This window comes from Caballeronia sp. LP006 (assembly GCF_031450995.1).
GTDB lineage: Bacteria > Pseudomonadota > Gammaproteobacteria > Burkholderiales > Burkholderiaceae > Caballeronia.
In genome coordinates, this window is the sequence record NZ_JARTVW010000005.1 from 2,457,291 (window position 1) to 2,483,378 (window position 26,088).

General features: G+C 61.5%; 21 protein-coding genes and 1 tRNA gene. 6 read left to right on the forward strand and 16 right to left on the reverse strand.

Features of this window, described 5'->3' with window-relative positions; all coding sequences use genetic code 11:
- Positions 1 to 25: 25 nt before the first annotated feature.
- The 4 genes from glmM to P9250_RS28055 all read right to left on the reverse strand — a co-directional run bounded on the left by glmM (position 26) and on the right by P9250_RS28055 (position 5,238).
- Positions 26 to 1,384 carry a phosphoglucosamine mutase gene (gene glmM, locus P9250_RS28040; protein WP_244825746.1) on the reverse strand — a complete coding sequence of 453 codons (1,359 nt, stop codon included), beginning with the start codon at positions 1,382 to 1,384 and terminating at the stop codon, positions 26 to 28.
- A 93-nt stretch (positions 1,385 to 1,477) separates the two neighbouring features.
- Positions 1,478 to 2,278 (reverse strand): dihydropteroate synthase, encoded by an 801-nt coding sequence (gene folP / locus P9250_RS28045; protein WP_250509344.1) that lies wholly within the window; start codon positions 2,276 to 2,278, stop codon positions 1,478 to 1,480.
- Positions 2,279 to 2,503: 225 nt separating this feature from the next.
- Positions 2,504 to 4,390, reverse strand: coding sequence for an ATP-dependent zinc metalloprotease FtsH (gene ftsH / locus P9250_RS28050; protein WP_244825747.1), 1,887 nt, complete (start codon positions 4,388 to 4,390; stop codon positions 2,504 to 2,506).
- A 173-nt stretch (positions 4,391 to 4,563) separates the two neighbouring features.
- The gene (locus P9250_RS28055; protein ID WP_310396318.1) at positions 4,564 to 5,238 is read right to left on the reverse strand and encodes an RlmE family RNA methyltransferase; all 675 of its coding nucleotides are present in this window, start codon (positions 5,236 to 5,238) and stop codon (positions 4,564 to 4,566) included.
- A gap of 323 nt (positions 5,239 to 5,561) precedes the next feature.
- Here P9250_RS28055 and P9250_RS28060 point away from each other — a divergent pair, with 323 nt between their 5' ends.
- On the forward strand, positions 5,562 to 6,104 hold the full coding sequence (locus P9250_RS28060; protein WP_244825750.1) for a YhbY family RNA-binding protein: 543 nt from the start codon (positions 5,562 to 5,564) through the stop codon (positions 6,102 to 6,104).
- Between the two features lie 56 nt (positions 6,105 to 6,160).
- On the opposite strand, the gene P9250_RS28065 is transcribed toward P9250_RS28060, so the two are convergent.
- The 7 genes from P9250_RS28065 to gloB all read right to left on the reverse strand — a co-directional run bounded on the left by P9250_RS28065 (position 6,161) and on the right by gloB (position 16,056).
- Entirely contained in the window at positions 6,161 to 6,676 is a 516-nt protein-coding gene (locus P9250_RS28065) for a DUF4149 domain-containing protein (protein ID WP_244825752.1), read from the reverse strand.
- Entirely contained in the window at positions 6,676 to 7,152 is a 477-nt protein-coding gene (greA, locus tag P9250_RS28070) for a transcription elongation factor GreA (RefSeq protein WP_244825754.1), read from the reverse strand. The genes P9250_RS28065 and greA overlap by 1 nt, the downstream gene beginning before the upstream one ends.
- A 117-nt stretch (positions 7,153 to 7,269) precedes the next feature.
- Entirely contained in the window at positions 7,270 to 10,524 is a 3,255-nt protein-coding gene (carB, locus tag P9250_RS28075; protein ID WP_250526048.1) for a carbamoyl-phosphate synthase large subunit, read from the reverse strand.
- 51 nt (positions 10,525 to 10,575) lie between these two features.
- Complete coding sequence (gene carA, locus P9250_RS28080; protein ID WP_310396321.1) at positions 10,576 to 11,718, reverse strand: glutamine-hydrolyzing carbamoyl-phosphate synthase small subunit; 1,143 nt, start codon at positions 11,716 to 11,718, stop codon at positions 10,576 to 10,578.
- 363 nt (positions 11,719 to 12,081) lie between these two features.
- Positions 12,082 to 13,314 (reverse strand): MFS transporter, encoded by a 1,233-nt coding sequence (locus P9250_RS28085; protein WP_310396323.1) that lies wholly within the window; start codon positions 13,312 to 13,314, stop codon positions 12,082 to 12,084.
- A 108-nt stretch (positions 13,315 to 13,422) separates the two neighbouring features.
- Positions 13,423 to 15,069: a transglycosylase SLT domain-containing protein gene (locus P9250_RS28090; protein WP_310396325.1), complete on the reverse strand. Its 1,647-nt coding sequence runs from the start codon at positions 15,067 to 15,069 to the stop codon at positions 13,423 to 13,425.
- A 159-nt stretch (positions 15,070 to 15,228) separates the two neighbouring features.
- Complete coding sequence (gloB, locus tag P9250_RS28095; protein WP_309962790.1) at positions 15,229 to 16,056, reverse strand: hydroxyacylglutathione hydrolase; 828 nt, start codon at positions 16,054 to 16,056, stop codon at positions 15,229 to 15,231.
- A gap of 17 nt (positions 16,057 to 16,073) precedes the next feature.
- On the opposite strand from gloB, the gene P9250_RS28100 reads away from it, so the two are divergent.
- The 4 genes from P9250_RS28100 (at position 16,074) to P9250_RS28115 (ending at position 18,278) form a co-directional block, all read left to right on the forward strand.
- The gene (locus tag P9250_RS28100; RefSeq protein WP_244825765.1) at positions 16,074 to 16,895 is read left to right on the forward strand and encodes a class I SAM-dependent methyltransferase; all 822 of its coding nucleotides are present in this window, start codon (positions 16,074 to 16,076) and stop codon (positions 16,893 to 16,895) included.
- Positions 16,895 to 17,368, forward strand: coding sequence for a ribonuclease HI (gene rnhA / locus P9250_RS28105; protein WP_310396328.1), 474 nt, complete (start codon positions 16,895 to 16,897; stop codon positions 17,366 to 17,368). Before P9250_RS28100 ends, rnhA begins: the two co-directional genes overlap by 1 nt.
- Before the next feature lie 29 nt (positions 17,369 to 17,397).
- Complete coding sequence (gene dnaQ, locus P9250_RS28110) at positions 17,398 to 18,135, forward strand: DNA polymerase III subunit epsilon (protein WP_310396332.1); 738 nt, start codon at positions 17,398 to 17,400, stop codon at positions 18,133 to 18,135.
- A 68-nt stretch (positions 18,136 to 18,203) separates the two neighbouring features.
- Positions 18,204 to 18,278, forward strand: a tRNA-Val gene (locus tag P9250_RS28115).
- Positions 18,279 to 18,374: 96 nt separating this feature from the next.
- Here P9250_RS28115 and P9250_RS28120 read toward each other — a convergent pair.
- The 3 genes from P9250_RS28120 to P9250_RS28130 all read right to left on the reverse strand — a co-directional run bounded on the left by P9250_RS28120 (position 18,375) and on the right by P9250_RS28130 (position 21,042).
- Positions 18,375 to 18,848 (reverse strand): DUF2214 family protein, encoded by a 474-nt coding sequence (locus tag P9250_RS28120; protein WP_310396333.1) that lies wholly within the window; start codon positions 18,846 to 18,848, stop codon positions 18,375 to 18,377.
- Positions 18,849 to 18,899: 51 nt separating this feature from the next.
- Positions 18,900 to 19,736, reverse strand: a complete 837-nt coding sequence (locus P9250_RS28125; protein ID WP_244825772.1) for a hypothetical protein — start codon at positions 19,734 to 19,736, stop codon at positions 18,900 to 18,902.
- A 241-nt stretch (positions 19,737 to 19,977) separates the two neighbouring features.
- Entirely contained in the window at positions 19,978 to 21,042 is a 1,065-nt protein-coding gene (locus tag P9250_RS28130; protein ID WP_244825773.1) for a glycosyltransferase family 4 protein, read from the reverse strand.
- 866 nt (positions 21,043 to 21,908) lie between these two features.
- On the opposite strand from P9250_RS28130, the gene P9250_RS28135 reads away from it, so the two are divergent.
- Positions 21,909 to 23,732, forward strand: coding sequence for an ABC transporter ATP-binding protein (locus P9250_RS28135; protein WP_244825774.1), 1,824 nt, complete (start codon positions 21,909 to 21,911; stop codon positions 23,730 to 23,732).
- 89 nt (positions 23,733 to 23,821) lie between these two features.
- Here the strand turns inward: P9250_RS28135 and otsA are convergent, their stop codons facing one another.
- Positions 23,822 to 25,204 carry an alpha,alpha-trehalose-phosphate synthase (UDP-forming) gene (gene otsA, locus P9250_RS28140; RefSeq protein ID WP_310396336.1) on the reverse strand — a complete coding sequence of 461 codons (1,383 nt, stop codon included), beginning with the start codon at positions 25,202 to 25,204 and terminating at the stop codon, positions 23,822 to 23,824.
- Entirely contained in the window at positions 25,201 to 25,953 is a 753-nt protein-coding gene (gene otsB / locus P9250_RS28145) for a trehalose-phosphatase (RefSeq protein WP_310396339.1), read from the reverse strand. The genes otsA and otsB overlap by 4 nt, the downstream gene beginning before the upstream one ends.
- Positions 25,954 to 26,088 lie beyond the last annotated feature (135 nt).

Consider the following 26,088-nt stretch of genomic DNA (forward strand, 5'->3'; position numbering starts at 1 on the left):
AGACGTGACGCGCTTTAGGGATCGTCTAGGAAGTCGCGTCCTTCACGACCTGAGCAATCGTTTCCGCGTGTCTAACCGCATCCTGATGCGCCGCCGCTTCCACCATGACGCGCAGTACCGGTTCGGTTCCCGAGGCGCGAATCAGTACCCGCCCGTGCGATTCGAGGGCCCGCTCGGCATCTTCGATCGCGCGGCGAATGGCCGCATTATTTTTCCAGTCCGCGTTCGGACTCATGCGCACGTTGATCAGTTTCTGCGGAAACAGGCTGACGCCGTCGAGCATGTCAGCGAGGGATTTGCCACCACGCTTGATGGCGGCGAGCACAAGCAGCGCGGACACGATGCCGTCGCCCGTGGAATGCCGGTCGAGCGAAAGAATGTGGCCCGAGCCTTCCGCACCGAGTTGCCAGCCGTTTTCGCGCAGCTTTTCGAGCACGTAACGGTCGCCGACGGCCGCGCGCACGAACTTCACGCCCGCCTCTTTCAACGCCACTTCCACGGCCATGTTGGTCATCAGCGTGCCGACCGCGCCATCCACCTTGCCGTCCGTTGCAATGCGGTCCTTGACCAGCACGTAGAGCAGTTCGTCGCCGTTGAAAAGCCGGCCGGTGGAATCGACGACTTGCAGGCGGTCAGCGTCGCCATCGAGCGCGATGCCGATATCCGCCTTGTGTTCGAGCACCGTGCGCACGAGCGCATCGGGCGCGGTGGCGCCGACTTTATCGTTGATATTGAAGCCGTTCGGCGACACGCCAATAGGCACGACTTCCGCGCCCAGTTCGTGGAACACGTGCGGCGCGACGTCATAGGCGGCGCCGTGCGCGCAATCGAGCACGATCTTGAGGCCGCGCAGATCGAAGCTCGCCGGAAAAGTGCTCTTGCAGAACTCGATATAGCGCCCGCCCGCGTCGTCCAGACGCTTCGCCTTGCCGAGACGCTCGGAGGGCGCGCAGGCCATCGGCTGGTCGAGCTGCGCTTCGATTTGCAGTTCGACTTCGTCCGGCAGCTTGTTGCCGTCGGCGGAGAAGAATTTGATGCCGTTGTCGTCGTACGGATTGTGCGATGCGCTGATCACCACGCCCGCCGAAAGCCGCAGCGCGCGCGTGAGATACGCGACGCCGGGCGTGGGCATCGGGCCGGCGAGCATCACGTCGACGCCCGCGGCGGAAAAGCCCGACTCCAGCGCGGCTTCGAGCATGTAGCCGGAAACCCGCGTGTCCTTGCCGATGAGCACCGTCGGACGGTTGCCCTTTTGCGGCGAACGGTCCGCTCCCGCGAGCACCTTGCCGGCCGCATACCCCAGCCTGAGAACAAAATCCGGTGTGATCGGCGCCTCGCCGACGCGCCCGCGAATTCCATCAGTTCCAAAATATCGACGTGCCATTGTTACTGACCCTCCTCGCGGACATATGGCGCCTGTTCTTGGCCCGCGACATGTGTTGATCGATTCGGCGCGTGCGCCTTCGCCGAAGTTCTTTCAATGCTTCTCGTGATGCGTGGCGTCTCTCGTGGCTCGCCAGACTTTCAGCGCATCCACGGTTTCCGCGACGTCGTGCACGCGGATGATCGCCGCACCGCGCTCCGCCGCGCAAACCGCCCCGCTCACGCTCGCCGCAAGCCGTTCGTTCGCCGCGCGCCCGGTGACTGCGCCGAGCATCGACTTGCGCGACATTCCCGCGAGCAGCGGATACCGCTTGCCTGCCGGCAGCGTCGCGGCGAGGTTCGCCAGCAGCGCGTAATTATGCTCGACGGTCTTGCCGAACCCGAAGCCCGGATCGAGACTTACGCGCTCCAGCGCGATCCCCGCCTGCGCCAGCGCTGCGATTCGTTCGGCGAAAAACGCACGGACGTCCGCGATGACGTCGGCGTACACCGGCTCGCGAAGTTGCATCGTGCGCGGTTCGCCGAGCATATGCATCACGCACAAGCCGCAGTTACTGTCTTTAACGGCATCGAGCGCGCTTTCCTGACGTAAACCCCAAATGTCGTTGATCATGTCCGCGCCTGCATCGAGCGCGGCGCGCATCACGGCGGGCTTGTAGGTATCGACCGAAAGCGGGACGTTCATGTCCCGCAACGCTTCGACGATCGGCACCACGCGTTCGAGTTCCTCGGCCAGGGGAACCGGCGGCGCGCCCGGACGAGTCGATTCGCCGCCAATATCGATGATGTCCGCGCCGTCGGCAAGCATGCGCTCGGCGCGCGCCAGAGCGGCATCGCGCGGAAGGAAGCGGCCGCCATCGGAGAACGAGTCAGGCGTGACGTTGAGAATGCCCATCACGAGCGGACGTTCGAATGTCAGCGTGAACCGACCGCATTGCAGCGGCTGCGCTGAAAGCTGGGAGAGAGATGGAGTGATCAAGCGTGTTGGAAAAAAGCTGGATTGCTGCAAGGGGCGTAACGCACGCGCGAAGTGTGATCCGATGTGTGCGCCGTCGTGAGCCATAAAGCAAAAATGGGCCGGAGTGCGATGCACACCGGCCCATGATCGGACTAGAAGAGCTTAGGCCGGCGCGGTTGCGCTGCCCGGCTTGACTTCCGTACCGCTGTTGCCGCCCGGAGGCGTATCACCCGAAGGCGGCGGCAGGTTCTTCGGCGGACGCGGCGGACGATCCTCCATGATGTCCGTGATCTGGTCTGCGTCTATGGTTTCCCATTCGAGCAGCGCCTTCGTCATGGCTTCCACGCGCGCGCGGTTGTCTTCCAGCAGCTTGCGGGCAAGCTGATACTGCTCGTCCAGGATGCGGCGGATTTCCGAATCGACCTTTTGCAGCGTGGCTTCCGAAACCGTCTTCGCGCCCAGCTTGCCGAACATGCCTTCGGGTTCGGTGTCGACGTAGACCATCGTGCCAAGCGTGTCCGACATACCATAACGCGTCACCATGTCGCGGGCCATCTTGGTCGCGCGCTCGAAGTCGTTGGACGCGCCGGTGGACATGGAATTCAGGAACACTTCTTCCGCTGCACGGCCGCCAAACAGAATCGCGATTTCTTCCAGCATCTTGTCGCGATACAAATTCACGCGGTCGTGTTCAGGCAATTGCCAGGTGACACCCAATGCCCATCCGCGCGGCATGATCGTAACCTTGTGCACCGGATCGGCATGCGGCAACAGCTTCGCCACCACGGCGTGGCCCGACTCGTGGAAAGCCGTGTTGCGACGTTCTTCCTCGCGCATGACAGCCGACTTGCGCTCCGGACCCATGAAAATCTTGTCCTTCGCGTCTTCGAAGTCCTGCATCTCGACGATCCGCTTGCCGCGACGCGCCGCAAAAAGCGCAGCTTCATTGACGAGGTTTGCAAGATCGGCACCCGAGAAGCCCGGCGTACCCCGCGCGATGACCGAAGCGTCGACGTCGTTCGCAATCGGCACCTTGCGCAGATGCACCTTCATGATGTGTTCGCGACCGCGAATGTCCGGCAGACCGACATACACCTGTCGGTCGAAACGACCCGGACGCAGGAGCGCCTTGTCGAGCACGTCGGAACGGTTCGTCGCAGCGATCACGATAACGCCGGAATTCGCTTCGAAGCCATCCATTTCCACGAGCATCTGATTGAGCGTCTGCTCGCGTTCGTCGTTACCGCCGCCCATGCCGGCGCCGCGATGACGACCGACCGCGTCGATTTCGTCGATGAACACAATGCAAGGCGCGTGCTTCTTTGCTTGCTCGAACATGTCGCGAACGCGAGCCGCGCCCACGCCGACGAACATTTCCACGAAGTCGGAACCCGAGATGCTGAAGAACGGCACCTTCGCTTCACCCGCGATAGCGCGAGCCAGCAGCGTCTTACCCGTGCCAGGAGGCCCGACTAGCAACACTCCTCGTGGAATGCGGCCGCCCAGCTTCTGGAATTTCTGCGGGTCGCGCAGGAAGTCGACGAGCTCGGACACTTCTTCTTTCGCTTCGTCGCAACCCGCGACATCGGTGAAATTGATAGCGTTATTGTTTTCGTCGATCAGCCGCGCTCGCGACTTACCGAACGAGAAGGCCCCGCCTTTGCCGCCCCCCTGCATCTGCCGCATCATGTAGAACCAGAAACCGATGATGAGAATGGTCGGTCCAAGGTAGTACAGCGCGGAAACCAGCGCGTTGGGTTCATCGTCAGCCTTGCCGCTAACCTGAACGCCGTATTTCATCAGATCGCCGACCATCCAGATGTCGCCAGGCGACACGATTTGGTATTTCTGGCCGTCTGCCGGAGTGACCGTCAGATTCCGCCCTTGAACGGTGACATTCTTCACCTTGCCGTTCTTCGCGTCGTCCATGAACTGCGAATAGGACACACCTTCCTGGACGCGGGGCTTATCGAACTGCTTGAACACCGTAAACAGCACCAGTGCGATCACGAGCCACACTGCCGCTTTAGAGAACATATTGTTGTTCAAAGCACCACTCCTCACTCATAGACGGGCGCCTACATAAACCTTGCGGCGCCACCAAAGCATTCTAATCCAGACCGCAAACCCCTGCCATAAGGTTTATCTACCGCGCAAATAGCGGAAGACAGGGGTTTTTCGACATATTCGGCGAAAAAATCGCTATTTTTCGCCGAAATGATTTACTCGTGTTCCCCAGTCGGATGTTTGAGCCGCCGCCCGAGTACAAAAGTCTCCGACGATTTGTCGCGAGACGCCTTGGGCTTGCGCGGCGCCACCACTTTGAACTGGTGCTTGAACTTCTCGACGATTTGGCTGTAACCGCTGCCGTGAAAACATTTGACCAGCAACGCACCATCCGGTTTCAGATGGTTCTGCGAGAACTCCAGCGCCAGATCGCAAAGATGTTCGATACGCGCTGCATCCGCGCTCGCCACGCCAGACAGGTTTGGGGCCATGTCGGAAATAACAAGGTCTACCTGACGCTCGCCAACAATTTCCGCGAGTTGCGCAAGCACGGCGTCTTCGCGGAAGTCGCCCTGAATGAAGGTGACATCGGCAATGGGGTCCATCGGCAGAAGATCGAGCGCGATGATCGTGCCGTCTATACCGCCTTCGCGCTGCGCATCGCGCTTCGCACCCTGAGCGAGTTTGTTACGCGCGTACTGACTCCACGAGCCGGGCGTCGAACCGAGGTCGACGATCACCTGCCCTGGCTTGATGAGCTTGTCCTGCTCGTCGATCTCCTTGAGCTTGTACGCCGCGCGCGCGCGATAGCCCTCGCGCTGCGCCATCTTCACGTAAGGGTCGTTGATGTGGTCATGCAACCACGAATGATTAAACCGGTTCTTTGCCATTCAAACTGAGCCCATGCTGCGCGCCGGGGACTAACCTCTTGCGCGCGTGCTTATTCTTGCTGTATCGCGCAATGCTTTTAGCGGATAATACGCGTCTTGTCGGCCGGACCGGTTCCCGTGCGCTGCAAAGCGCTCGAAATTTGCGTTTCCGGCCTATTTGTTTATTCGGGCGGCTTGCCCAGCACTTCAGGTGCTTTTCATCTGATCGGTCCATGACGGCGCCGCGTGTCCATACCGCCCGCGCTTCGTGCGTCCGGCAGCGCTGCAACGCCCAGCCGACGCCAAACCCGCCGCCCACATTTTAGTCGAGTCCCTTATTCCACATGCCAGCTCTTAAACTTTCCCCGGCCCAGCGCGCCGATCTGCGCTCCCAGGCTCACGCCCTCAATCCGGTCGTGCTCGTCGGTGCCGAAGGCCTGACCGAGGCCGTGCTGAAAGAAATCGGCGTGCACCTCGAAGCGCATCAGCTCATCAAGATTCGCGTGTTCGGCGACGAGCGTGAAGCACGCGTTGGCATCTACGACGAGATCTGCGATCGCCTGGATGCCGCGCCTGTTCAGCATATCGGCAAGCTGCTCGTGATCTGGAGACCGGAAGGCGCCGCGCCCGCCAAGACCCGCACCGCCCGCACCCGCAGCACCATGCCGCCGAGCGCTGGTGAAATTGCCGAGGAGCGTTCGACCAAGGGTCGCGCGCCGCGCATCGTCAAGGCCGTCAAGATCACGCGCGATGCACCCGCCGTCAAGAAGCCGCGCAAACAAACGCTCAAAGTGCTAGGTAACGAACGCGTCACCGCGGGCGGCAACGTCAAGCGCGCGAAGAAGCGTCAGGCTGGCTCGAAGCGTCAACATCAGGCCGTCAAATGATGAAACGGCGCGGACGATGATTCAAAACGTCCGCGCCGTCTCTCGCAGCATCTTCTTCAGCTACGCGCGCGCTTGGCCGCGACCTTCGCGGACTTGCCCTTCGGCACGATCTTGACAGGCGCCGCACCGGGCAAACGCCACACGAGCGCAATACCGCACAGGCATTCGATCAAATAAATCGCGCTCGAAATGCCATGCAGAACGCCGAACTCCTTCGCATAAGGCGAATTCGCGAGTTCCATCCCTGCTTCCTGCGCCGAGATGCGCAGCGAATTCATGAACGGCTGCAACGCGAAGTATCCGACGAGCACGCACACCAGCATGACCGCGACGAGCCACCGCACGCGCTTGTAGTCGACGATGCCGCTCTTCACGAAGCGATTGCCGATCAGGATCAGAATCAGCGCGCTGACCACGCCGATATACGCTTCGATGCGAAAGAGCTGCGCCGCCACCGATCCCGCCGACGTACGGTCGAGCACCGAAAAAAGCACGGGCGCGGCGACGAGACCGAGGGTCAGCAAGCTGCCGACCCAAATCATCGTTACCGTGCGAAAGAGTCGATGCTCCATCAGACGTATCGAACAGCGATGATTTCGTACTCACGCGCGCCGCTCGGGGCCTGCACCGAGGCGACGTCGCCCTCCGTCTTGCCGATCAGCGCGCGCGCAATGGGCGAGCTGACGGAGATGAGACCGTGGTCGATGTCGGCTTCGTCGTCGCCGACGATCTGATACGTCACCTTATGACTCGACTCGAGATCTTCCAGTTCGACCGTCGCGCCGAACACCACGCGGCCTTCCGCTTCGACCGTTTTCGGGTCGATCACTTGCGCGGCGGCAAGCTTCGATTCGAGATCCGCAATGCGGCCCTCGATAAAGCCCTGCTTTTCTTTCGCGGCATCGTACTCCGCGTTTTCCGACAGATCGCCCTGCGCGCGTGCTTCCGCGATCGAGTTGATGACCGCGGGACGCTCGACAGCCTTCAGGCGTTGCAATTCGTCGCGCAGCAACTCCGCGCCGCGCTTCGTCAAGGGAATCGTGCTCATAGACAATCCACAAACAAAAACAGCCGTAAAAAAATTACCGCGGTTAAGCGCATCTCCCCAGAACGAGAAGACGCCGCTTAACCGCGGCTCGTGATACTTGGACCGGTAATCGAAGCCTTAGTTTAGGCGAGCGTGGAGGCCTTGTAAATCATAGACTTCCAAATCACGCAGATAACGCAGACCTTCGACCGCCGCGCGCGCGCCGGACATCGTCGTGTAGTACGTGACCTTGTTGGCCTGCGCGCTCATACGGATGGAACGCGAATCGGCGATGGCCGCGCGCGTTTCATCGACGGTGGTGAAGACCAGCGCGATTTCGCCGTTCTTGATCATGTCGACGATATGCGGACGCCCGTCCTTCACCTTGTTCACGACCTTCACGGGCACACCCGCCGCCGCGATGGCCGCGGCCGTCCCCTTGGTCGCGACGATCGGGTAGCCGAGTTCGTGCAGCATGCGCGCGACTTCGACGGCCTTTGGCTTGTCGGCATCCATCACGGTGAGAAGCACCGTACCGGATTCCGGCAGACGCGAACCCGCCGCGAGTTGCGACTTGAAAAGCGCTTCGCCGAAGGTACGGCCCACGCCCATCACCTCGCCCGTCGAACGCATCTCGGGCCCGAGCACGGGATCAACCGCCGGGAACTTGACGAACGGGAACACCGCTTCCTTCACGCTGAAGTACGGCGGAATCACTTCCTTCGTCACGCCTTGCTGCTTGAGTTTCTGCCCGACCATTGCGCGCGCCGCGATTTTCGCGAGCGGCAGGCCCGTCGCCTTCGACACATACGGCACCGTGCGCGATGCACGCGGGTTCACTTCCAGCACGTAGATGACATCCTTCTTCGAGCCATCTTCTTGCGGAACTTGCTGGATGGCGAACTGCACGTTCATCAGGCCGACCACGTTCAGCGCCTTCGCCATGGCGGCGGTTTGCCGCTTCAGTTCGTCGATGGTGTCTTGCGCCAGCGAATAAGGCGGCAGCGAGCAAGCCGAGTCGCCGGAATGCACGCCCGCCTGTTCGATATGCTCCATCACGCCGCCAATGAAAACGTCGTCGCCATCGGAGATACAGTCCACATCGCATTCGATCGCGTCGTTCAGGAAGCGGTCGAGCAACACCGGCGAGTCGTTCGATACCTTCACGGCCTCGCGCATGTAGCGTTCGAGATCGCGCGGCTCGTGGACGATCTCCATTGCGCGGCCACCCAGCACATAAGACGGACGCACGACCAGCGGGTAACCGATTTCTTCCGCGAGCCTGAGTGCTTCGTCTTCGGCGCGCGCGGTGCGATTCGGCGGCTGGCGCAGATTCAGATCTTTCAGCAATTGCTGGAACCGCTCGCGATCCTCGGCGGCATCGATCATGTCCGGCGACGTACCGATGATCGGCACGCCGTTCGCTTCGAGGTCGAGCGCGAGTTTGAGCGGCGTCTGGCCGCCATACTGCACGATCACGCCGACCGGCTTTTCCAGCTCGACGATTTCGAGCACGTCTTCAAGCGTCAGCGATTCGAAGTACAGACGATCCGACGTGTCGTAGTCGGTCGAAACCGTTTCAGGATTGCAGTTGACCATGATGGTTTCGTAACCATCTTCGCGCATGGCGAGCGCGGCGTGCACGCAGCAATAGTCGAATTCGATGCCCTGCCCGATCCGGTTCGGGCCGCCGCCGAGAACCATGATCTTCTTCTTGTCGGTCGGATTCGCTTCGCACTCGTCCTCGTAGGTCGAATACATGTACGCCGTCTTGGTCGCGAACTCGGCCGCGCAAGTATCGACGCGCTTATAAACCGGCCGCACCTTCAACTCGTGACGACGGCGGCGCACGTCTTCCTGCTTCGAACCGGTGAGCTTCGCAAGACGCCGGTCGGAAAAACCGCTCTTCTTCAGATACAGCAATTCGTCCTTGCTGAGGCTTTCGATCGTGCGGCCTTCGAGCGCCTTCTCCTTCAAGATGATCTGCTCGATCTGCGCGAGGAACCACGGGTCGATCGACGTTTCCTCGAAGATTTCCCGAGCCGTCAGACCAAGGCGGAACGCGTCGCCGAGGTACCAGATACGGTCCGGTCCCGGCTCGCCGATTTCGCGGATGGCTTCGTCGCGGCTCGTGGTCTTTTCGTCCAGACCGTCGACGCCCACTTCGAGACCGCGCAGCGCTTTCTGGAACGATTCCTGAAACGTGCGGCCCATTGCCATGACTTCGCCGACAGACTTCATCTGCGTGGTCAGGCGCGAGTCGGCTTCGCGGAATTTCTCGAACGCGAAACGCGGCACCTTCGTCACGACATAGTCGATGGTCGGCTCGAACGACGCCGGCGTCTGACCGCCTGTGATCTCGTTCTTCAACTCGTCGAGCGTATAGCCGCACGCGAGCTTGGCCGCGACCTTGGCGATAGGAAAGCCCGTTGCCTTCGATGCCAGCGCGGACGAGCGCGACACGCGCGGGTTCATCTCGATCACGACCATGCGGCCGTCGTCGGGGTTGATCGCGAACTGCACGTTCGAGCCGCCTGTGTCGACGCCAATTTCGCGCAACACGGCAAGCGACGCGTTACGCAGAACCTGATATTCCTTGTCGGTCAGCGTCTGCGCGGGCGCGACGGTGATCGAGTCGCCGGTATGCACGCCCATGGGATCGAGGTTTTCGATCGAACACACGATGATGCAGTTGTCCTTCTTGTCGCGGACAACTTCCATCTCGTACTCTTTCCAGCCGAGAAGCGATTCTTCGATCAGCAGTTCGCGCGTCGGCGAAAGATCGAGACCGCGCCGGCAAATTTCCTCGAACTCTTCCTTGTTATACGCGATGCCGCCGCCCGAACCACCCAGCGTGAACGACGGGCGAATCACGGTCGGATAGCCGCCGCTGCCAGTGGCCTCGGCGATTTGCGCCTGCACGGTCAGCGCTTCTTCCATGGAATGCGCGATTCCAGACTTGGCTGAACCGAGACCGATCTTGGTCATCGCGTCCTTGAACTTCTGGCGGTCTTCGGCCTTGTCGATGGCTTCCGGCGATGCGCCGATCAGCTCGACGTCGTACTTTTCCAGCACGCCGTGATGGAACAGATCGAGCGCGCAATTGAGCGCGGTCTGTCCGCCCATAGTCGGCAAGATCGCGTCCGGCCGCTCCTTCGCGATGATGCGCTCGACCACTTCCCACGAGATCGGCTCGATGTAAGTGACGTCGGCCGTGTTCGGGTCGGTCATGATCGTCGCGGGATTGCTGTTGACGAGGATGACCTTGTAGCCTTCCTCACGCAACGCCTTGCAAGCCTGCGCGCCCGAATAATCGAACTCGCACGCCTGGCCGATGATGATCGGACCCGCGCCGATGATGAGGATGCTCTTGATGTCTGTGCGCTTCGGCATAACTGCTCTCGATGTTTTGTGTTGCGGTGTTCCGTTCTGTGCTCTCGACTGTCAGGCAGTGACCTTCTGCGTCTCCATCAGCTTGATGAAGCGGTCGAACAGATATGCAATGTCGTGCGGGCCGGGCGACGCTTCCGGATGACCCTGGAAGCAGAACGCGGGCTTGTCGGTGAGCGCGAAGCCCTGCAGCGTGCCGTCGAAAAGCGATACGTGCGTGACCTTTGCGTTGGCGGGCAGCGTGTCGGCATCGACCGCGAAACCGTGGTTCTGCGACGTGATGACCACACGGCCGTCTTCCAGGTCTTTCACCGGATGATTTGCGCCGTGGTGGCCGGTCTTCATCTTCATGGTTTTCGCGCCGACCGCGAGGCCCATGATCTGGTGTCCTAGACAGATGCCGAAGGTCGGAATGCCGCGCGCGATGAACTCACGCGTGGCCGCAATAGCGTAGTCGCACGGTTCCGGGTCGCCGGGGCCGTTCGAGAGGAAGACGCCATCCGGATTGAGCGCGAGTGCGTCAGCCGCGCTCGCTTGGGCCGGCAGCACGGTGACCTGGCAACCGCGCTCGGCGAGCATGCGCAGAATGTTGTACTTCACGCCGTAATCGAACGCGACGACGCGAAACTTCGGGGCTTCCTGCGTGCCGTAGCCCCTGCCGAGGCGCCATTCGGTCTGCGTCCAGTCATAGGACTTGTCGGTCGACACGACTTTTGCCAGATCCATGCCCGCGAGGCCGGGAAACGAGCGCGCGAGTTCGAGCGCCTTTGCTTCGTCGTCGCTGCCCGCGAGAATGCAGCCGTTCTGCGCACCCTTGTCGCGCAGAATTCGCGTGAGCTTGCGCGTGTCGATGTCCGAAATCGCGACGACGCCTTGGGCCTTCAAATAGTCGGAAAGCGACTGCTCGGAACGGAAGTTGGATGCGAGCACCGGCAGGTCGCGAATGATGAGACCGGCGGCATGGACTTTCGTGGCTTCGACATCTTCGGCGTTCACGCCGACGTTGCCGATGTGCGGATAGGTCAGCGTGACGATCTGGCGGGCGTAGCTCGGATCGGTCAGGATTTCCTGATAACCGGTGATGGCGGTGTTGAATACGACTTCGCCGATCGTCGAGCCGGTTGCACCGATCGATTGACCACGAAAGACCGTGCCGTCGGCAAGTGCGAGTAGTGCTGGGGAGAATGACGGCAACACGGAAGGCTCCTTGAGGGACACCCTGTTACCAACCTGTCTGTCCGAAATTCAGGCTTGGTTCCCGGCGTTCATTGCGATGAACGGGGATATCCTTTGCGCTTTTGTCAGCGGCGGCTCGTCAGGCGCGCGTCGCGGCTTGGATCAACGCGCTGGGTGGACCCAACGGGATAACGAAGCGGGCGATCGGCGGCGTGCGGCGCGCACTGCAAGGCGCAGCGAACGACGGTGAATGGGGGTAGGCGCTAGGGTGCGGGTTGATATGCTCAAACCTTCGAATTATAGCTTGAAAGCGGTCTTTTAGCCAAATTTGGGAATGGTCTGCTTGTTGTCACGCGCCTTTCGCACGACGCGGCGCGCCCGACTTCAGTGCACGGCCTGCTTGCCCTTATCGAGCGCGGCGCTCGGCCACGCGTACCAGACGGCGCTTGCCACCTGCAGCGCGATGAGCGAAATCCACACGGTGAGATGCGCCGACACGGGATAACGCCCGCCCACGGACGGCCAAAACGACAGCGCGGCGCCGACCCCGACCTGAAAACCAAAGATGAGCAAGAAAATGACGAGCGTGAGAGTCGTGTTGGTGCGTCCAATCATGTGCGACGGGAAGTACTCCGCCATGATCGCGTAACTCAGAATGCCCGTGCCGCCGAAAATGCCGTACGCCGCGAGCAGCACCGCCGGCGGCAACGGCGCGCGCAGCACCATGAGAATTTGCGTGATGACGAACAGCACCATGCCGCCGCCGCAGAACGCATAGACCGATATGCCGCGCCGCTCGATACCGCGCGCCGCCGCGCCGAAGCCGACGCTGCCGAACATCATCGCGAGGCCGAGCACCGAGACGAGCGCGGAAGCGTGGGCAGGCGTGAGGTCCATCACGTCGAGGAGATAGGGCTTGATCCACAGGGATTGCATCGCGTAAAACACGCCCTGCGTGACGACGGAAAACGACGCGATCTTCCAGAACGCGCCGCTCTTCAAGATGTGCCAGGTGCCCTTGAACTGCGTGACGATGTCGGCCTGATGGCGCGCGTCGCTCTTGCGCGGTGCAAACAGCAGGATGGTCGCGGACACGATCAGCGTGAACACGCCGAGTCCGACGCAAACTTGCCGCCAGTTGGCAACCTGCAGAAGCGATGCGAGCGGCGAGCCGACCGCGACGCCGCCGAGACCGCCAACGGCCATCGTGAAGCCATTGACGAGCGGCAGTCGCGCGACAGGGAAATGCTGCGCCGACGCCTTGAACGCTGCGCTCAGACAGACCGAAACACCGACGCCGATCAAAAGCCGCCCCACCATCAGCCCGGCCAATCCTTGCGACGCCCCTAAAACCCAGATTCCAACCGCCGCGAAAACCAGCATGCCGGCCGTCACCGTGCGCGGCCCGAAGTGATCGAGCAGCACGCCGACCGGAATCTGCGCGAGCGCAAAGCCTATGAAGTAAAGCGAAGTCAGCAGACCCAGGTCTGCCGCCGACAAACCGAGGTCGTGCGTGATCAGCGGCGCGAAGCCGAGATTCACGCCCCGGAACAAGTACGAGACGAAATACCCGGCGGCGAACAGGAAAAAGACGCGAAGACGAACTGAGGACGACATGCGATGCGAGCGCTTCATTGTTGTTTTGAAATGCCAGTTTAACTGGCGCACCAAAAGAAAACGCCGTCACCTTGGTGACGGCGTGGAATAAACCAAGAAGCGCGATGCTTAGTGTTTCGTGGTCTTCTTCGTGGTAGCCCGTTTGGCGGATGTGGCGGTTTTGGCGACGGCCGGCTTCGCTGCGTAGGACTTGCTGGAACTCGAAACCTTCGTGTATTTCGTCGCCGAATGCGTCGTGGCCTTCGCCGATGCGCTCTTGGCAACCGGAGCGCGCGTACCGATCTTCGTCACGCCGCCCGACGAACGGCTCGACGCCGAAACGGTTTCCAGACGAACCGGACCCGGCTCGGCCGGCACTGCCTTGCCGTACGGCACGTGTAGAACAACGACTTGCCCCGGCATGAAGACTTCGCGATGCGTGCGGTTCCAGGCCCTGATCTGCCCGACCGACACGTTGTAGCGATCCGCCAGCGTCTCGATGGACTGTTTGCGGCGCACGCGGATGGCCATCTTGCGCGTGTCGGGCACGTCGCGTTCGACGGCCAGCATGGCGTTCGAGGCGACATCGGCGCTGATGTCCTCGTCGTCGTCATCATTACGCGGCACGACGATGGTCGAGCCCGGCTTCAGACGCATGCCAGCCGGAATATGGTTTACCGACATGAGCGTGTCCGCATCCACGCCGATCTTCTCGGCAATAGCGGCCGGACGCGCACGCTCGGACACCGTGTAGGTCGTCCAGGACGACAGCGCGCCCGTGTACGAACTCAGATTGCGCTGGAACGTCGCTGCGTTGTCGAACGGCAGCAAGATCTGCGGATTGGTCGCGCCGAGAATGACCGGCTTCGAGAACGACGGATTCAGCGAGCGGAATTCCTCGACACTCATGCTGGCCAACTTCGCGGCCATGGTCACGTCGATGTCGCGCGCGGTCGTGACCGTCACGAAATACGGGTGATTCGGAATGTCGGGCAGCGCAAGGCCATATTGCTGCGGGTTGCTGACGATATTCTTGACCGCCTGCAGCTTCGGCACGTAATTGCGCGTCTCGTTGGGCATGCGCAGGCTTTCGTAGTCCGTCGGTAAACCTGCGGCTTCGTTGCGCGCGATGGCGCGCTGCACATTGCCCTCACCCCAGTTGTATGCGGCGAGCGCGAGATGCCAGTCGCCGAACATGTCATGCAGACGCGAGAGATAGTCGAGCGCGGCGCTGGTTGATGCCAGCACGTCACGGCGCTCGTCCTGCCACATGTTTTGCTTGAGGTTGTAGTCGCGGCCAGTACCCGGCACGAACTGCCACATGCCAGCGGCCTTCGCAACCGACAGCGCCTGCGGGTTATACGCCGACTCGATGAACGGCAGAAGCGCCAGTTCCGTCGGCATATGACGTGCTTCGAGTTCTTCGACGATGTGATACAGGTACTTCTGCGAGCGCGCAGTCATGCGCTCCACATACTCTGGGCGCTGCGCGTACCAGTTGACCTGCATGTCGACCAGGTCCGTTTGCAGATCCGGAATCTGGAAGCCCGCGCGAATGCGATTCCACAGGTCCGACGACCCGACGAGCGAAGTGACAGGCGTCTTGTCGACGTCAATGGTTTCCTTGGCTGCGGCAGTGCGGCGAATGGTGTCCGCGACCTTTTGCTGCGAGGCTTCGGTGGGTGTTGCTGTGGTATTGGAGGTGAGCGCTGTCGGACCTTGACTGGCACACGCGGCCAGTGTCAGGACGGATAGCGCACTAAGTGTTAGTCGCATGAACGTTCCGGCTTCCAAAGAAGACGCTTGGAAATTTGAAGCCGATGGTACGGAACCGCACTTGCAACGTCAATAAGAATGCACGTAATTCCCCTGCAAAATCCTGCATCTATCGGCGCTTCCAAAGTTTCGGATTAAGTTCGCCCTAATTATGAGACGTCAGCGGAACTTATCTTTCCAGCCGCGCATCACGCGAAATGCGTCGAGGCGGTCGGAAATCGGCTGTCCGAACTGAGTGGAAAGTGTTGCCTGAATGGCCTTGTCGTCCACGCGCAGAAAGGGGTTGACGCACTTCTCGTGGCCGATGGTCGTCGGCAGCGTGGGCTTGCCGGCCGCTCGCAACGCGACGGCGTCGTCATTCCAGCGCGCGAGCGCCGCGTTATCCGGTTCGCATGCGCGCGCAAAGCGGATGTTCGAAAGCGTGTATTCGTGGGCGCAGTGCACTAGCGTATCGTCAGGCAGCGAGGCGAGCGAATCGAGCGAGGCAAGCATCTGCTGCGGCGTGCCCTCGAAAAGCCGGCCACAGCCGCTTGCAAAAAGCGTGTCGCCGCAAAAGAGATGCGGTGTGCCGCGCGGGTCATGTGCCTGAAAGTACGCGATGTGACCGGCCGTATGTCCAGGTACATCGAGGACGCGAAACTCCAGGGCAGGCTGGTCCACGCGCACGATATCGCCTTCGGATAGGCGCGCAGTCAAATGCTCGATGCGCTCGCCGGCCGGTCCGTAGACCGGCACGCCACCCTCTGCCGTTCGGCTATCGAGCAGTGCTTTGACGCCGCCGACGTGGTCTTGATGATGGTGCGTGAGTAAAATAGCGGTCAGCCGCCAACCGCGTTCGGCGAGATACGCCTCGACGGGCGCGGCGTCGCCCGGATCGATCACGACCGCGTCGCGCGAGTCCGACACGAGCCAGATGTAGTTGTCCTCGAACGCCGGAACCGGAACGTATTCGAGCGAACCCTTAGCATGCGAATCCATAGCGATCATCTAGCGGCAACCCGAACATGTCAGACCGAGTGATTATAGACTGGCCCGCCTGGACAAGCTCCGCACCCGGACGCTATGTGCTCGAGTGGGAACAAGCGCAGCTCGATCGCGTGGTATCCGACATCTTCGGCTATCACGCGCTTCAGCTTGGCATGCCGCAACTCGACGCTCTGCGCGAAAATCGCATGACCGGCCGCGGGCTCGTGCTCGACGCGGAAAGCGGCGCGAGCGCGCCCTACACGATGCCGCAAGCGGCGTCGCGCAGCGTGAGCCCGTTGCCTGCCGCGAGCGCGCCGGAAGGCCGGGCCACGGTCTGGTGCGATTTGCTCGACTTGCCTTTCGAAGCGCAGAGCGTCGATTTGCTCGTGCTGCCGCATACGCTCGAATTTTCGCGCGATCCGCACAGGCTTCTGCGTGAAGCCGAGCGCGTGCTCGTGCCTGAAGGCCAGCTCATCATCCTTGGCTTCAACTCCTTGAGTCTGTGGGGCGCGCGCCAGTCGTTCGGCAAGGTCACGGGACGGCCGTTCGTGCCGGCGGCGCACGAGATGATCGCGTTCACGCGCATCAAGGACTGGATCAAATTGCTTGGATTCGACCTTGAACGCGGACGCTTCGGCTGCTATCGTCCCCCGCTCGTCACGGACAAGTGGCTGCAACGCTATCAATTCATGGAACCCGCCGGCGACCGCTGGTGGCCCATCTTCGGCGCGGCGTACATGATCACGGCGGTGAAGCGCGTGCGGGGCATGCGGCTCATCGGCCCGCGCAAATTGAAGAAACCCGCGCTCGCGCCTGGCCTTGCACCAGTCGCCGCACCGCACACTCGCAACGAGCATTGATGACTGACGAATCCGCATCGACGAACGCATCGAACAAAATCATCGACATTTACACGGACGGCGCGTGCAAGGGCAATCCGGGCCCCGGCGGTTGGGGCGCCCTGCTCCGCTTCGGCTCGCTCGAAAAGGAACTGTTCGGCGGCGAAGCCGCGACCACCAACAACCGCATGGAACTGATGGCGGTGATTGCCGCGCTCGAAGTTTTGAAGCGGCCCTGTCGGGCCGTGATCCATACCGACTCGCAATACGTGCAGAAAGGCATCAGCGAATGGATTCACGGCTGGAAGAAGAAGAACTGGATGACGGCGGCGAAGACGCCCGTCAAGAACGCCGATTTGTGGAAGCGGCTGGATGCCCTCGTCGCGCAACATCAGATCGAATGGCGCTGGGTCAAGGGGCACGCCGGGCATCCCGAAAACGAACGCGCCGATGCGCTCGCCAATCGCGGCGTGAGCTCGCTCGCCGATAGCTGAAACATGCACGAACCAACGACACACATCTCATGCGCCAACTGATACTGGACACCGAAACCACCGGCCTGAACGCTCGCACGGGCGACCGGATCATCGAAATCGGCTGCGTCGAACTGGTCAATCGCAGGCTTACGGGTAACAACCTGCATTTGTACGTGAACCCCGAACGTGACAGCGACCCGGGCGCGCTCGCGGTGCACGGCCTGACGACGGAGTTCCTGCGCGACAAGCCGAAGTTCACTGAGATAGCCGCGCAGTTGCGCGACTTCATCAGCGGCGCGGAGTTGATCATTCATAACGCGCCGTTCGACGTCGGCTTTCTCGACATGGAGTTCGCGCTACTCGGCTTGCCAAAAGTGTCGACGATGTGCGCCGGCGTGATCGACTCGCTCGCGCAAGCCAAGCAGATGTTCCCCGGCAAACGGAACTCGCTCGATGCGCTCTGCGACCGCTTCGGCATCAGCAACGCGCACCGCACGCTGCATGGCGCATTGCTCGACTCCGAGCTGCTCGCCGAAGTCTATTTGGCGATGACGCGCGGTCAGGAAAGCCTCGTCATCGACATGCTCGGCGACCAGCCCGCGCAAGGCACGACAGGCACACCGCGTATCGCGCTCGACGACCTCGATCTCACGGTCATCGCGGCAAGCGCGGACGAGCTCACGGCGCATGAAGCCGTGCTCTCCGACCTCGACCGAGCGATCAAAGGCACGAGCGTGTGGCGCACGGAACCCGCGCCTGCGGAAAGCGATACGCTCGCCGCGTGATTTTTTCGAATTTGTTCAAAGAAGAGCTTTACGAATCGAGAACGTCCTGACATAATCTCAATCTCTTCGGGTGGTTAGCTCAGCGGTAGAGCACTGCCTTCACACGGCAGGGGTCACTGGTTCGATCCCAGTACTACCCACCACGACAGAGGCAAGCAGTTGAAGTCTGAACTGAATGCCATAAAAAACGGCGCCTTCGGGCGCCGTTTTTTTTCGTCCACGCGCTTCGCCAGCCGAAGCTAAGACGCCCACACGCCGCGCGCCATTCCGCTTGCGGCAATCACCATCACGATCACCAGCGCCGCTTCCAGATCGCTCATCCACGCAAAGCGCCGGGCGCGCGTGAGATCGATCGGTCCGCCCTGCGCGAGCGTCACGCGCCAGCGAATCAACGCGAGCATCGGTGAAACTTCGATCAGCAAGATCAGCACGAGCGCGGTCATCTTCAGATGAAAAAGCGGCTCGTGCAAATAGTACGAGCCGCCTTTCTCGAAGCCGCCAAACGCGCGCATCAGCCCGGTGAAGATCAGCACGATTGCAGTGATGCCCCACACGGAATCGGAGCGGAACACATCGCGCAGACGCACATCGTTCGCCTGCACCGACTGCGCGACATCGAGCCGCCGCAGGGCGCGCGCTCGCGCGAGCACGGCGCCCAAGGCGAAACCGAAACCAAGCAAGTGAAGCGCAGCGAGCAACCAGCGTATCAGCATCCTTCCCTCCATCGAAAACGAGAAGCAAATTCTGCGTTGCCGGCGACCTCGTCAGACTTGCCGCAAGGTCGTGTCGAGTGCGCGCGCCGCGTTGCGGTCGCCGACGCTCGCCAACGGCGCGCGAAATACCGTCTTGCGATTGTGCCCCGCCGCTGCCGGCGAATCCCACAACAACTCGACCTTCGGACGGCGCGCGAACCAACTCTTCCTGAGTGTGCCATTGCGATGGATCGTCGATGCCGGCGCGGCCGGTTCCGTCGATGGCGCAAGAATCGAGATTTGCGCGGCTTCGTCGGCGACGGGCGCGGGCCACTTCACCGACAACTCCCGCGCATCGTACTGACCGAGCTTGCGGCTTTCCGCCCAGACCATCGCGGTGCGCGTGACGGGATCGAGTGAGATTGCAAAGCGGCCGATGGCAAAGCGCCGCGCCGCGATATTGGTACGCCAGAGCGCACGCGGACGGCATATCCACATCACGACTGCGTAGAGCGCCGGGCCGACCGCTAGCCAGCCGTTGGTCTCGGCGAGCGTGTGTACGAATCGGCGCCAGCCCGAAGCCCAGACGAACGCGCCCACGGAGAACATCGCGAAAGCAAACGCGAGGAGCGCAAGGAAGCGCAGCGCCTGCCGCAGCCATTGTGGCAGCGGATGCAGCGGCCGCTCGATGCGCGCCTTCGCACCCGGCAGCGCGATCAGCAAAAAGATCAGCACGAGATTCAGACACGCCCACGGCGACGATGTCATGGCGCGCAGCGAGGACAGATAGCCCATTTGCGACATCGACAACGCCCAGCGCGCCGCGAGTATGAGTCCGATGGCCCGCAGCGCGAATACCGTGCCGGCGCCGGGCGCCGGGCTCGCGCTGATTTGCTTGGGTATCGCCAAAAGTTGCGCTCCTGTCTTTCATTCGATGCACGCCGTCGCGCACTATCCACGCTAACGGCAATTTCGCTTCGCACTTGACGAAGCCCGGACATTATAGGGAGATTACGATTTTCCTCAGAGGTTTCGCGGACGAAAGCGGCTTAGCGCTCAGATGCGCCATTCAAGTGTGCCATTGCGACAACGCCCCGCGAGCCTTGCGGCGCGCGGGGCGTTGTTCGATACGAAAACAGCGTGCGAAAACTTAGCCTGCGTTCACTTCGCGCAGCACCGTGCGACGCTTTTGACGCAGCAGTTCCTCGTAGTTTTCGACATAGCGCGCGGCCATGACCTTCGACGAGAAGCGCGTTTCGAACGCCTCACGCACCTTCGCGCGCGACAGCGTGTCGAGACGCTTCACTGCGGCGATCGCCGAGAGTTCGTCTTCGACAACGAAGCCCGACACACCGTTCTCGATCACTTCCGGCACCGAGCCGCGGTTGAACGCGATCACCGGCGTGCCACACGCCATGGCCTCGATCATGACGAGACCGAAGGGCTCCGGCCAGTCGATCGGGAACAGCAGCGCGTGCGCGTTGCCTAGAAACTCGGTCTTTTCCGCTTCGCTGATTTCACCGATGTATTCGACATGCGGCAGCGCGAAGAGCGGCTTGATCTCTTCCTCGTAGTAAGCGCGGTCGGCCTTGTCCAGCTTCGCGGCGATCTTTATCTTCATGCCGGCGGCCTGCGCGATACGGATTGCACGGTCCACGCGCTTTTCCGGCGAGATGCGGCCAAGAAACGCCAGGTAGCCGGGCTTGACGTTCGGGATCGGCGTGAGCAGATTTTCCGGCAGGCCGTGATACACCGTCGACAGCCAGTTCGCTTGCGGCAGCGGCTGACGCTGATTGTCGGAAATCGAGACAACCGGCACGTCGTTGAACGTCGAGAAGATCGGCTGCAGTTCTGGCAGATCGAGACGACCGTGCATGGTCGTCACGAACGGCACCGGCTGACGTGCGAACAGCGAGAACGGGTAATAATCGATATGGAAATGCAGCACGTCGAATTCGTCAGCGCGGCGGCGAACTTCTTCGAGCAGCAGCATGTGCGGCGCCATCGTGTCGCGAATGGTCGGGTCCAGACGCAGCGCTTGCGGCCAGAACGCTTCGAGCTTCGCGGACGTTTGCGAATCACCGCTCGCGAAGAGCGTGACGTCGTGTCCGGCCTCGACGAGAGCCTCGGTCAGATAAGACACCACGCGTTCCGTGCCACCGTAGAGCTTCGGCGGAACAGCCTCGTGGAGGGGCGCGATTTGAGCGATTCGCATGTCGGAAACTCCAAATAAAAAATCAGGCTAAGTACTTCAGTCGTGGACAAGGGGCGAATCGCTCGGCTCGGGCGGGAGCTGCTGCGGTGGATTCACCGCGTTGCAAAGCTGATGCACGAGAAAGAAAAGCGTGGTCGCCGGTCACTTGGGTTTTGCGCGAGACCTTTGAACGGATCGCATCAAAGCAAAAGCGATTCCATGTCTCAAAATAATCCGCACACCAGCAATAAACGCGTAACGGCTTTCGAGGTTGACGACATCCTACAAAAAGCTGTCAAAAAAACTTAGTGAAAACCCGGAGCGAATTATGGAGCTTTTTACAGAGCACGCAGGCAGGCATTTCAACTTATTTACCTTGTTACACGGGGGAAACATTTTGCAAACCCCTGTTTATTAAGGCTGTTCTACATTGGACTCACGCGCTTGAACGATGCACGGGCGTCGCCACGCTCTCGATGCTGCGAAGTCCATTTCGACCACCCATCAACCTACGCTGGCGCGACACGTGCTTTGGCTTGGCGGTGCTACCGGTCTGAAATCGAGCCCGTATAGCGTGGCTGCGGCAGGCGAGCTTAATTTGAGCGCTTGCTCCATCGCAAAAAGTTTCGCAAAGTGCTTACAATGCGCGCCGATGCCGCAAGGCGCTCGAATCGCGGTGGCGCTCGGCCTAGGGTTCGGTCTACTGCGGACGATGCCGAAGCGGCAAGACTGCCGCCCAGCATTAAACGCCCGATTGACGCCTGAGGCTTGAGCGATAGTGGCTACAATTCAGGCAATGGAGACGGCGCCGCGTCGCCGAAACGCTTTTCGCCCGGAAATCCGAAAGCGCAACACACGCTCAACCGCTCTACGACGAAAAAAGACCATTGGACCAACTTACCGTCTCTCAACGTAACGCACACAACGCCAAGCTCGCGAGCTATGCACATCGCCCGCTGGCGTTCCTTCTGCGTTACATACGCCGGCATCCGGTAGCGCATGCCATCGTCCTCTTCAGCGTGTTTGCCGCAGTTGGCTGCGCGCTCGCTTCCCAGTACGCGATCAAACATCTGATCGATGTGCTCGGTCAGGGCCGGGGTCATCCCGGTCCGCTCTGGGGCGCGTTCATGATCCTGGTGGGACTGATCGCCGCCGACAACCTGCTTTGGCGGGTCGGCGGCTGGGTCGGCGCGCACGTGTTCGTGATCGTGACGGGCGACCTGCGCAAGGACTTGTTCTCGTACTTGAGCGGCCATTCGCCGACTTACTTCTCCGAGAAACAGCCCGGCATGCTCGCGAGCCGGATCACGGCGACCTCGAACGCGATCTACACCTCCGAAAACGTGATGGCCTGGAACGTCCTGCCGCCGTGCATCGCGGTGCTGGGCGCGATCATCATGATCGTCGCGGTGAATCCGTTGATGGCGTGCTGCCTCATGGGCGCGTCGCTGATCCTCGCGTTCATTTTGTATCGGCTGGCCAAGCGCGGTTCGGCGCGGCATCACAGCTTCGCGTCGAAGGCCGCTTCGGTGGATGGCGAACTGGTCGACGTAATCGGCAACATGGCACTCGTGCGCGCGTTCGGCATGACCTTCAACGAGCAGAAGCGTTTCGGCTCGACGGTGAAGGCCGAGATGGTCGCGCGTCAGCAAAGCCTCTTGTACCTGGAAAAGCTGCGCCTCTTCCACGCGGTCGTGACGGCGATTCTCTCCGCCGGGCTGCTCGGCTGGGCACTGTGGCTTTGGTCGAAAGGCCAGGCGACCTCGGGCGATATCGTGCTCGTCAGCTCGCTCGGCTTCACGATCCTGCACGGCACGCGCGACCTCGCCGTGGCGCTCGTGGATGTCACGCAGCACGTCGCGCGTCTGGCCGAAGCCGTGCAGACGCTGCTCGAACCGCATGGCATGCCCGACCGTTCCGACGCCACCGAACTCGTGCCACAGGGCGGCCGCGTCGATTTCGATGGCGTCACGTTCGCGTATCCGCGCCGTCGTCCGATTCTCGACAACTTCCATCTGCATATCGAACCGGGCCAGCGAGTCGGTCTGATCGGCAAGTCGGGCGCGGGCAAGTCAACCGTACTCGCGCTTCTGCAGCGCTTCTACGAGACGCAGAAGGGCAGCATCAAGGTCGATGGCCAGGATATCAACGGCATCACGCAGGACAGCCTGCGACATTCGATTGCGCTCGTGCCGCAGGATATTTCGCTGTTCCATCGAACGGTGTTCGAGAACATTGCGTATGGCCGGCCCGAAGCGACGCGTGAGGAAGTCATGGCGGCCGCACGCGAAGCCCGCTGCACGGACTTCATCGAAGCGATGCCAGAAGGCTTCGATACCATCGTCGGCGATCGCGGCGTGAAGCTGTCGGGCGGTCAGCGTCAACGCATCGCGATCGCGCGCGCGATCCTTAAAAACGCGCCAATTCTCTTGCTCGATGAGGCGACGTCCGCGCTCGACAGTTCATCGGAAGAAGCCATTCAGCAGGCGCTCGACCGGTTGATGGTCGGCCGCACGGTGGTTGCCATTGCGCACCGTTTGTCGACGTTGCAGAACTTCGACCGCATCATCGTGATGAGCGCCGGCAAGGTGATCGACGATGGCTCGCCGCAAGAACTGCGCGACCGGCCGGGGTTGTATCGCGAGTTGCTGTCGAAGCAGCACGGCAAGTTGCCATCCATCGTTGCCACGCCGCATAAGCAGCCGGCCTAAGTTTCGACGACGACGTTAAAAAGCCGCGCTTCCCGGAAGGGAACGCGGCTTATTTAATCTGCGTTGCTTTGGCGTAATCGGTCGCCGCTCTACCCCGCCTTCAAATCCCGCAAAAAGTTATCCCGCCACACGGAAACGTTGTTGTCGCGCAGTTGCGCCATCATCTCCGTATAACGCGCCCGGCGCTCGTCGAGCGGCATTGCAAGCGCGGTGGCGAGTGCATCGGCCATATCGTCGATATCGAGCGGATTCACGATGAGCGCGGCAGTCAGCTCACGCGCAGCGCCAGCGAATTGCGACAACACAAGCACGCCGGGATCGTCCGGGTCTTGCGCCGACACATATTCCTTTGCCACCAGATTCATGCCGTCGCGCAATGGCGTGACGAGGCCGACATGCGCCTCGCGGAACAGCGCCGCGAGCACCGGCCGTTCGTATTGCCGATGGATATAGCGAATGGGCGTCCAGTCCAGCTCGGCGTAACGCCCGTTGATGCGCCCCGACTCCGCTTCGAGTTGCAGGCGAATGTCGCGGTAAGCATCGACGTCCGAGCGCGTCGGCGGCGCGATCTGCAAAAACGAAACGTTGTTTCGCTGCTGCGGCCGATGCTCGATCAGACGCTCGAAAGCCCGAAATCGCTCGACCAGACCCTTCGAATAATCGAGCCGATCCACGCTCATCACGAGCTTGCGCTGATGCAGCGTCGCCTTGACGATCTGCACGTCGCGGCCGCTCTCGCCGTCTTTCGCGAGCGCCGCGACTTCGTCGGGATAGACGCCAATCGGATAAGCCGCCGCGCGCGCCGTCTTGCCGAACGCGCTGACCACGACCGGCTTCGCGCCATCTTTCGCGAGCGTGCCGCCCGCCTCGGTTTCGATGTAATCGCAAAACGCGCGCAGATCGGGCTCAGTTTGGAAACCCAGCAGATCGAAGTCGCACAACGCTTCCACCAGGTTCCGATGACGCGGCACGCTCAACAGAATCTGCGACGCTGGAAACGGTATATGCAGAAAGAACCCGATGCGATTTCGAACGCCCTGCCCCCGCAACGCCTGCGCAAACGGAATGAGGTGATAGTCGTGCACCCAGATCACGTCGTCGGGCTTGAGCAGCGGCGCGAGTTGCGTGGCCAGCCAGCGATTGACGCGGCAATAGCCTTCGTATTCGTTGCGGTCGAACTCGATCAGATCCGGCCGATAGTGAAACGCCGGCCACAACGTCGCGTTGGAAAACCCGCGATAGTACTGATCGTAGTCTTGCCGCGAAAGTCCGATGGTCGCGAACGTCACCGGCCCGTGCTCTTCCAGCTTGATGCTTTCGGGCGGCGCGTTCAGCACGTCGCCGCTCCAGCCGAACCACATGCCGCCGGTTTCCTTGAGTGCGTCGTAGACGCCGACCGCAAGGCCACCCGCGGCCGGGCCGCCTTCGGAGATCGGCGCCACCCGGTTCGAAACGATGATCAGCCGGCTCACGCGTGCTTCCCCGCCGTGCCCGCGATCACTTGCAGCCAGTCGAGCAGCAGTTCGACGGATTCGATTCGCGCGCGCGCCACGGTGTCGCCGGGACCGACTTTGATCGACAGACCGTCGAATTCGTTGACGACCGCGAAGCCTTTCTCGTCCGTAAGATCGTCGCCGATGAAGACGGGCTTGCGTCCCGTGAACGGCGGCTCGCCCATGTACGCGCGCACCGCGCGGCCCTTGTCGACGTCCTTCGGCTTGATCTCGTAGACCATCTTGCCGGGCTGAAGCACGTAGGCATCGGCGTATTGTGCGACGAGCCGCTCGGTGGCCGCACGCGCGGCCGGTTCGCGATCCGGCGCATTGCGATAATGCAGCGCGAGCGCGGCGCCCTTGATTTCGAGCAGCATGCCGGGATTCGCGCTGACGACGCCTTCGAGCGCGTGCTCCATGCGCGAAAGCCGCTCGTCGTTGAAACCAATGCGCTGCACGTCGCCATTCGAATCGCGCCGCTCGGCGCCGTGCATGCCGGCGACGGGCAGATCGGGCATCTGCAAGAAGGAATCGATGTTGTCGATACCGCGCCCCGACACAACCGCGACCGCGTTATTGGTGGCGCGTCGCAAGGCGGCGAGAATGTCGGGCACCGAACGCGGCACGAAAATGCCATCCGGCGTGGAGGCGAGTTCGACCAGCGTGCCGTCGAAGTCGAAGAAGAAAGCGGTCTCGGCAAGAGACAGGGAATCGGGAAGAATTTGCATCGATCGTTGACCTGTGGTTTGCCTGTGATGGGCGCGTGCGTATCGCATGTTACTGCCGCAGGCTTTCCGTCTGGAAAGGAGCGGATTGACGATCGCATGGCGTCTTGCTTACGGAAGAGCAGGCGCGCGTGGCAA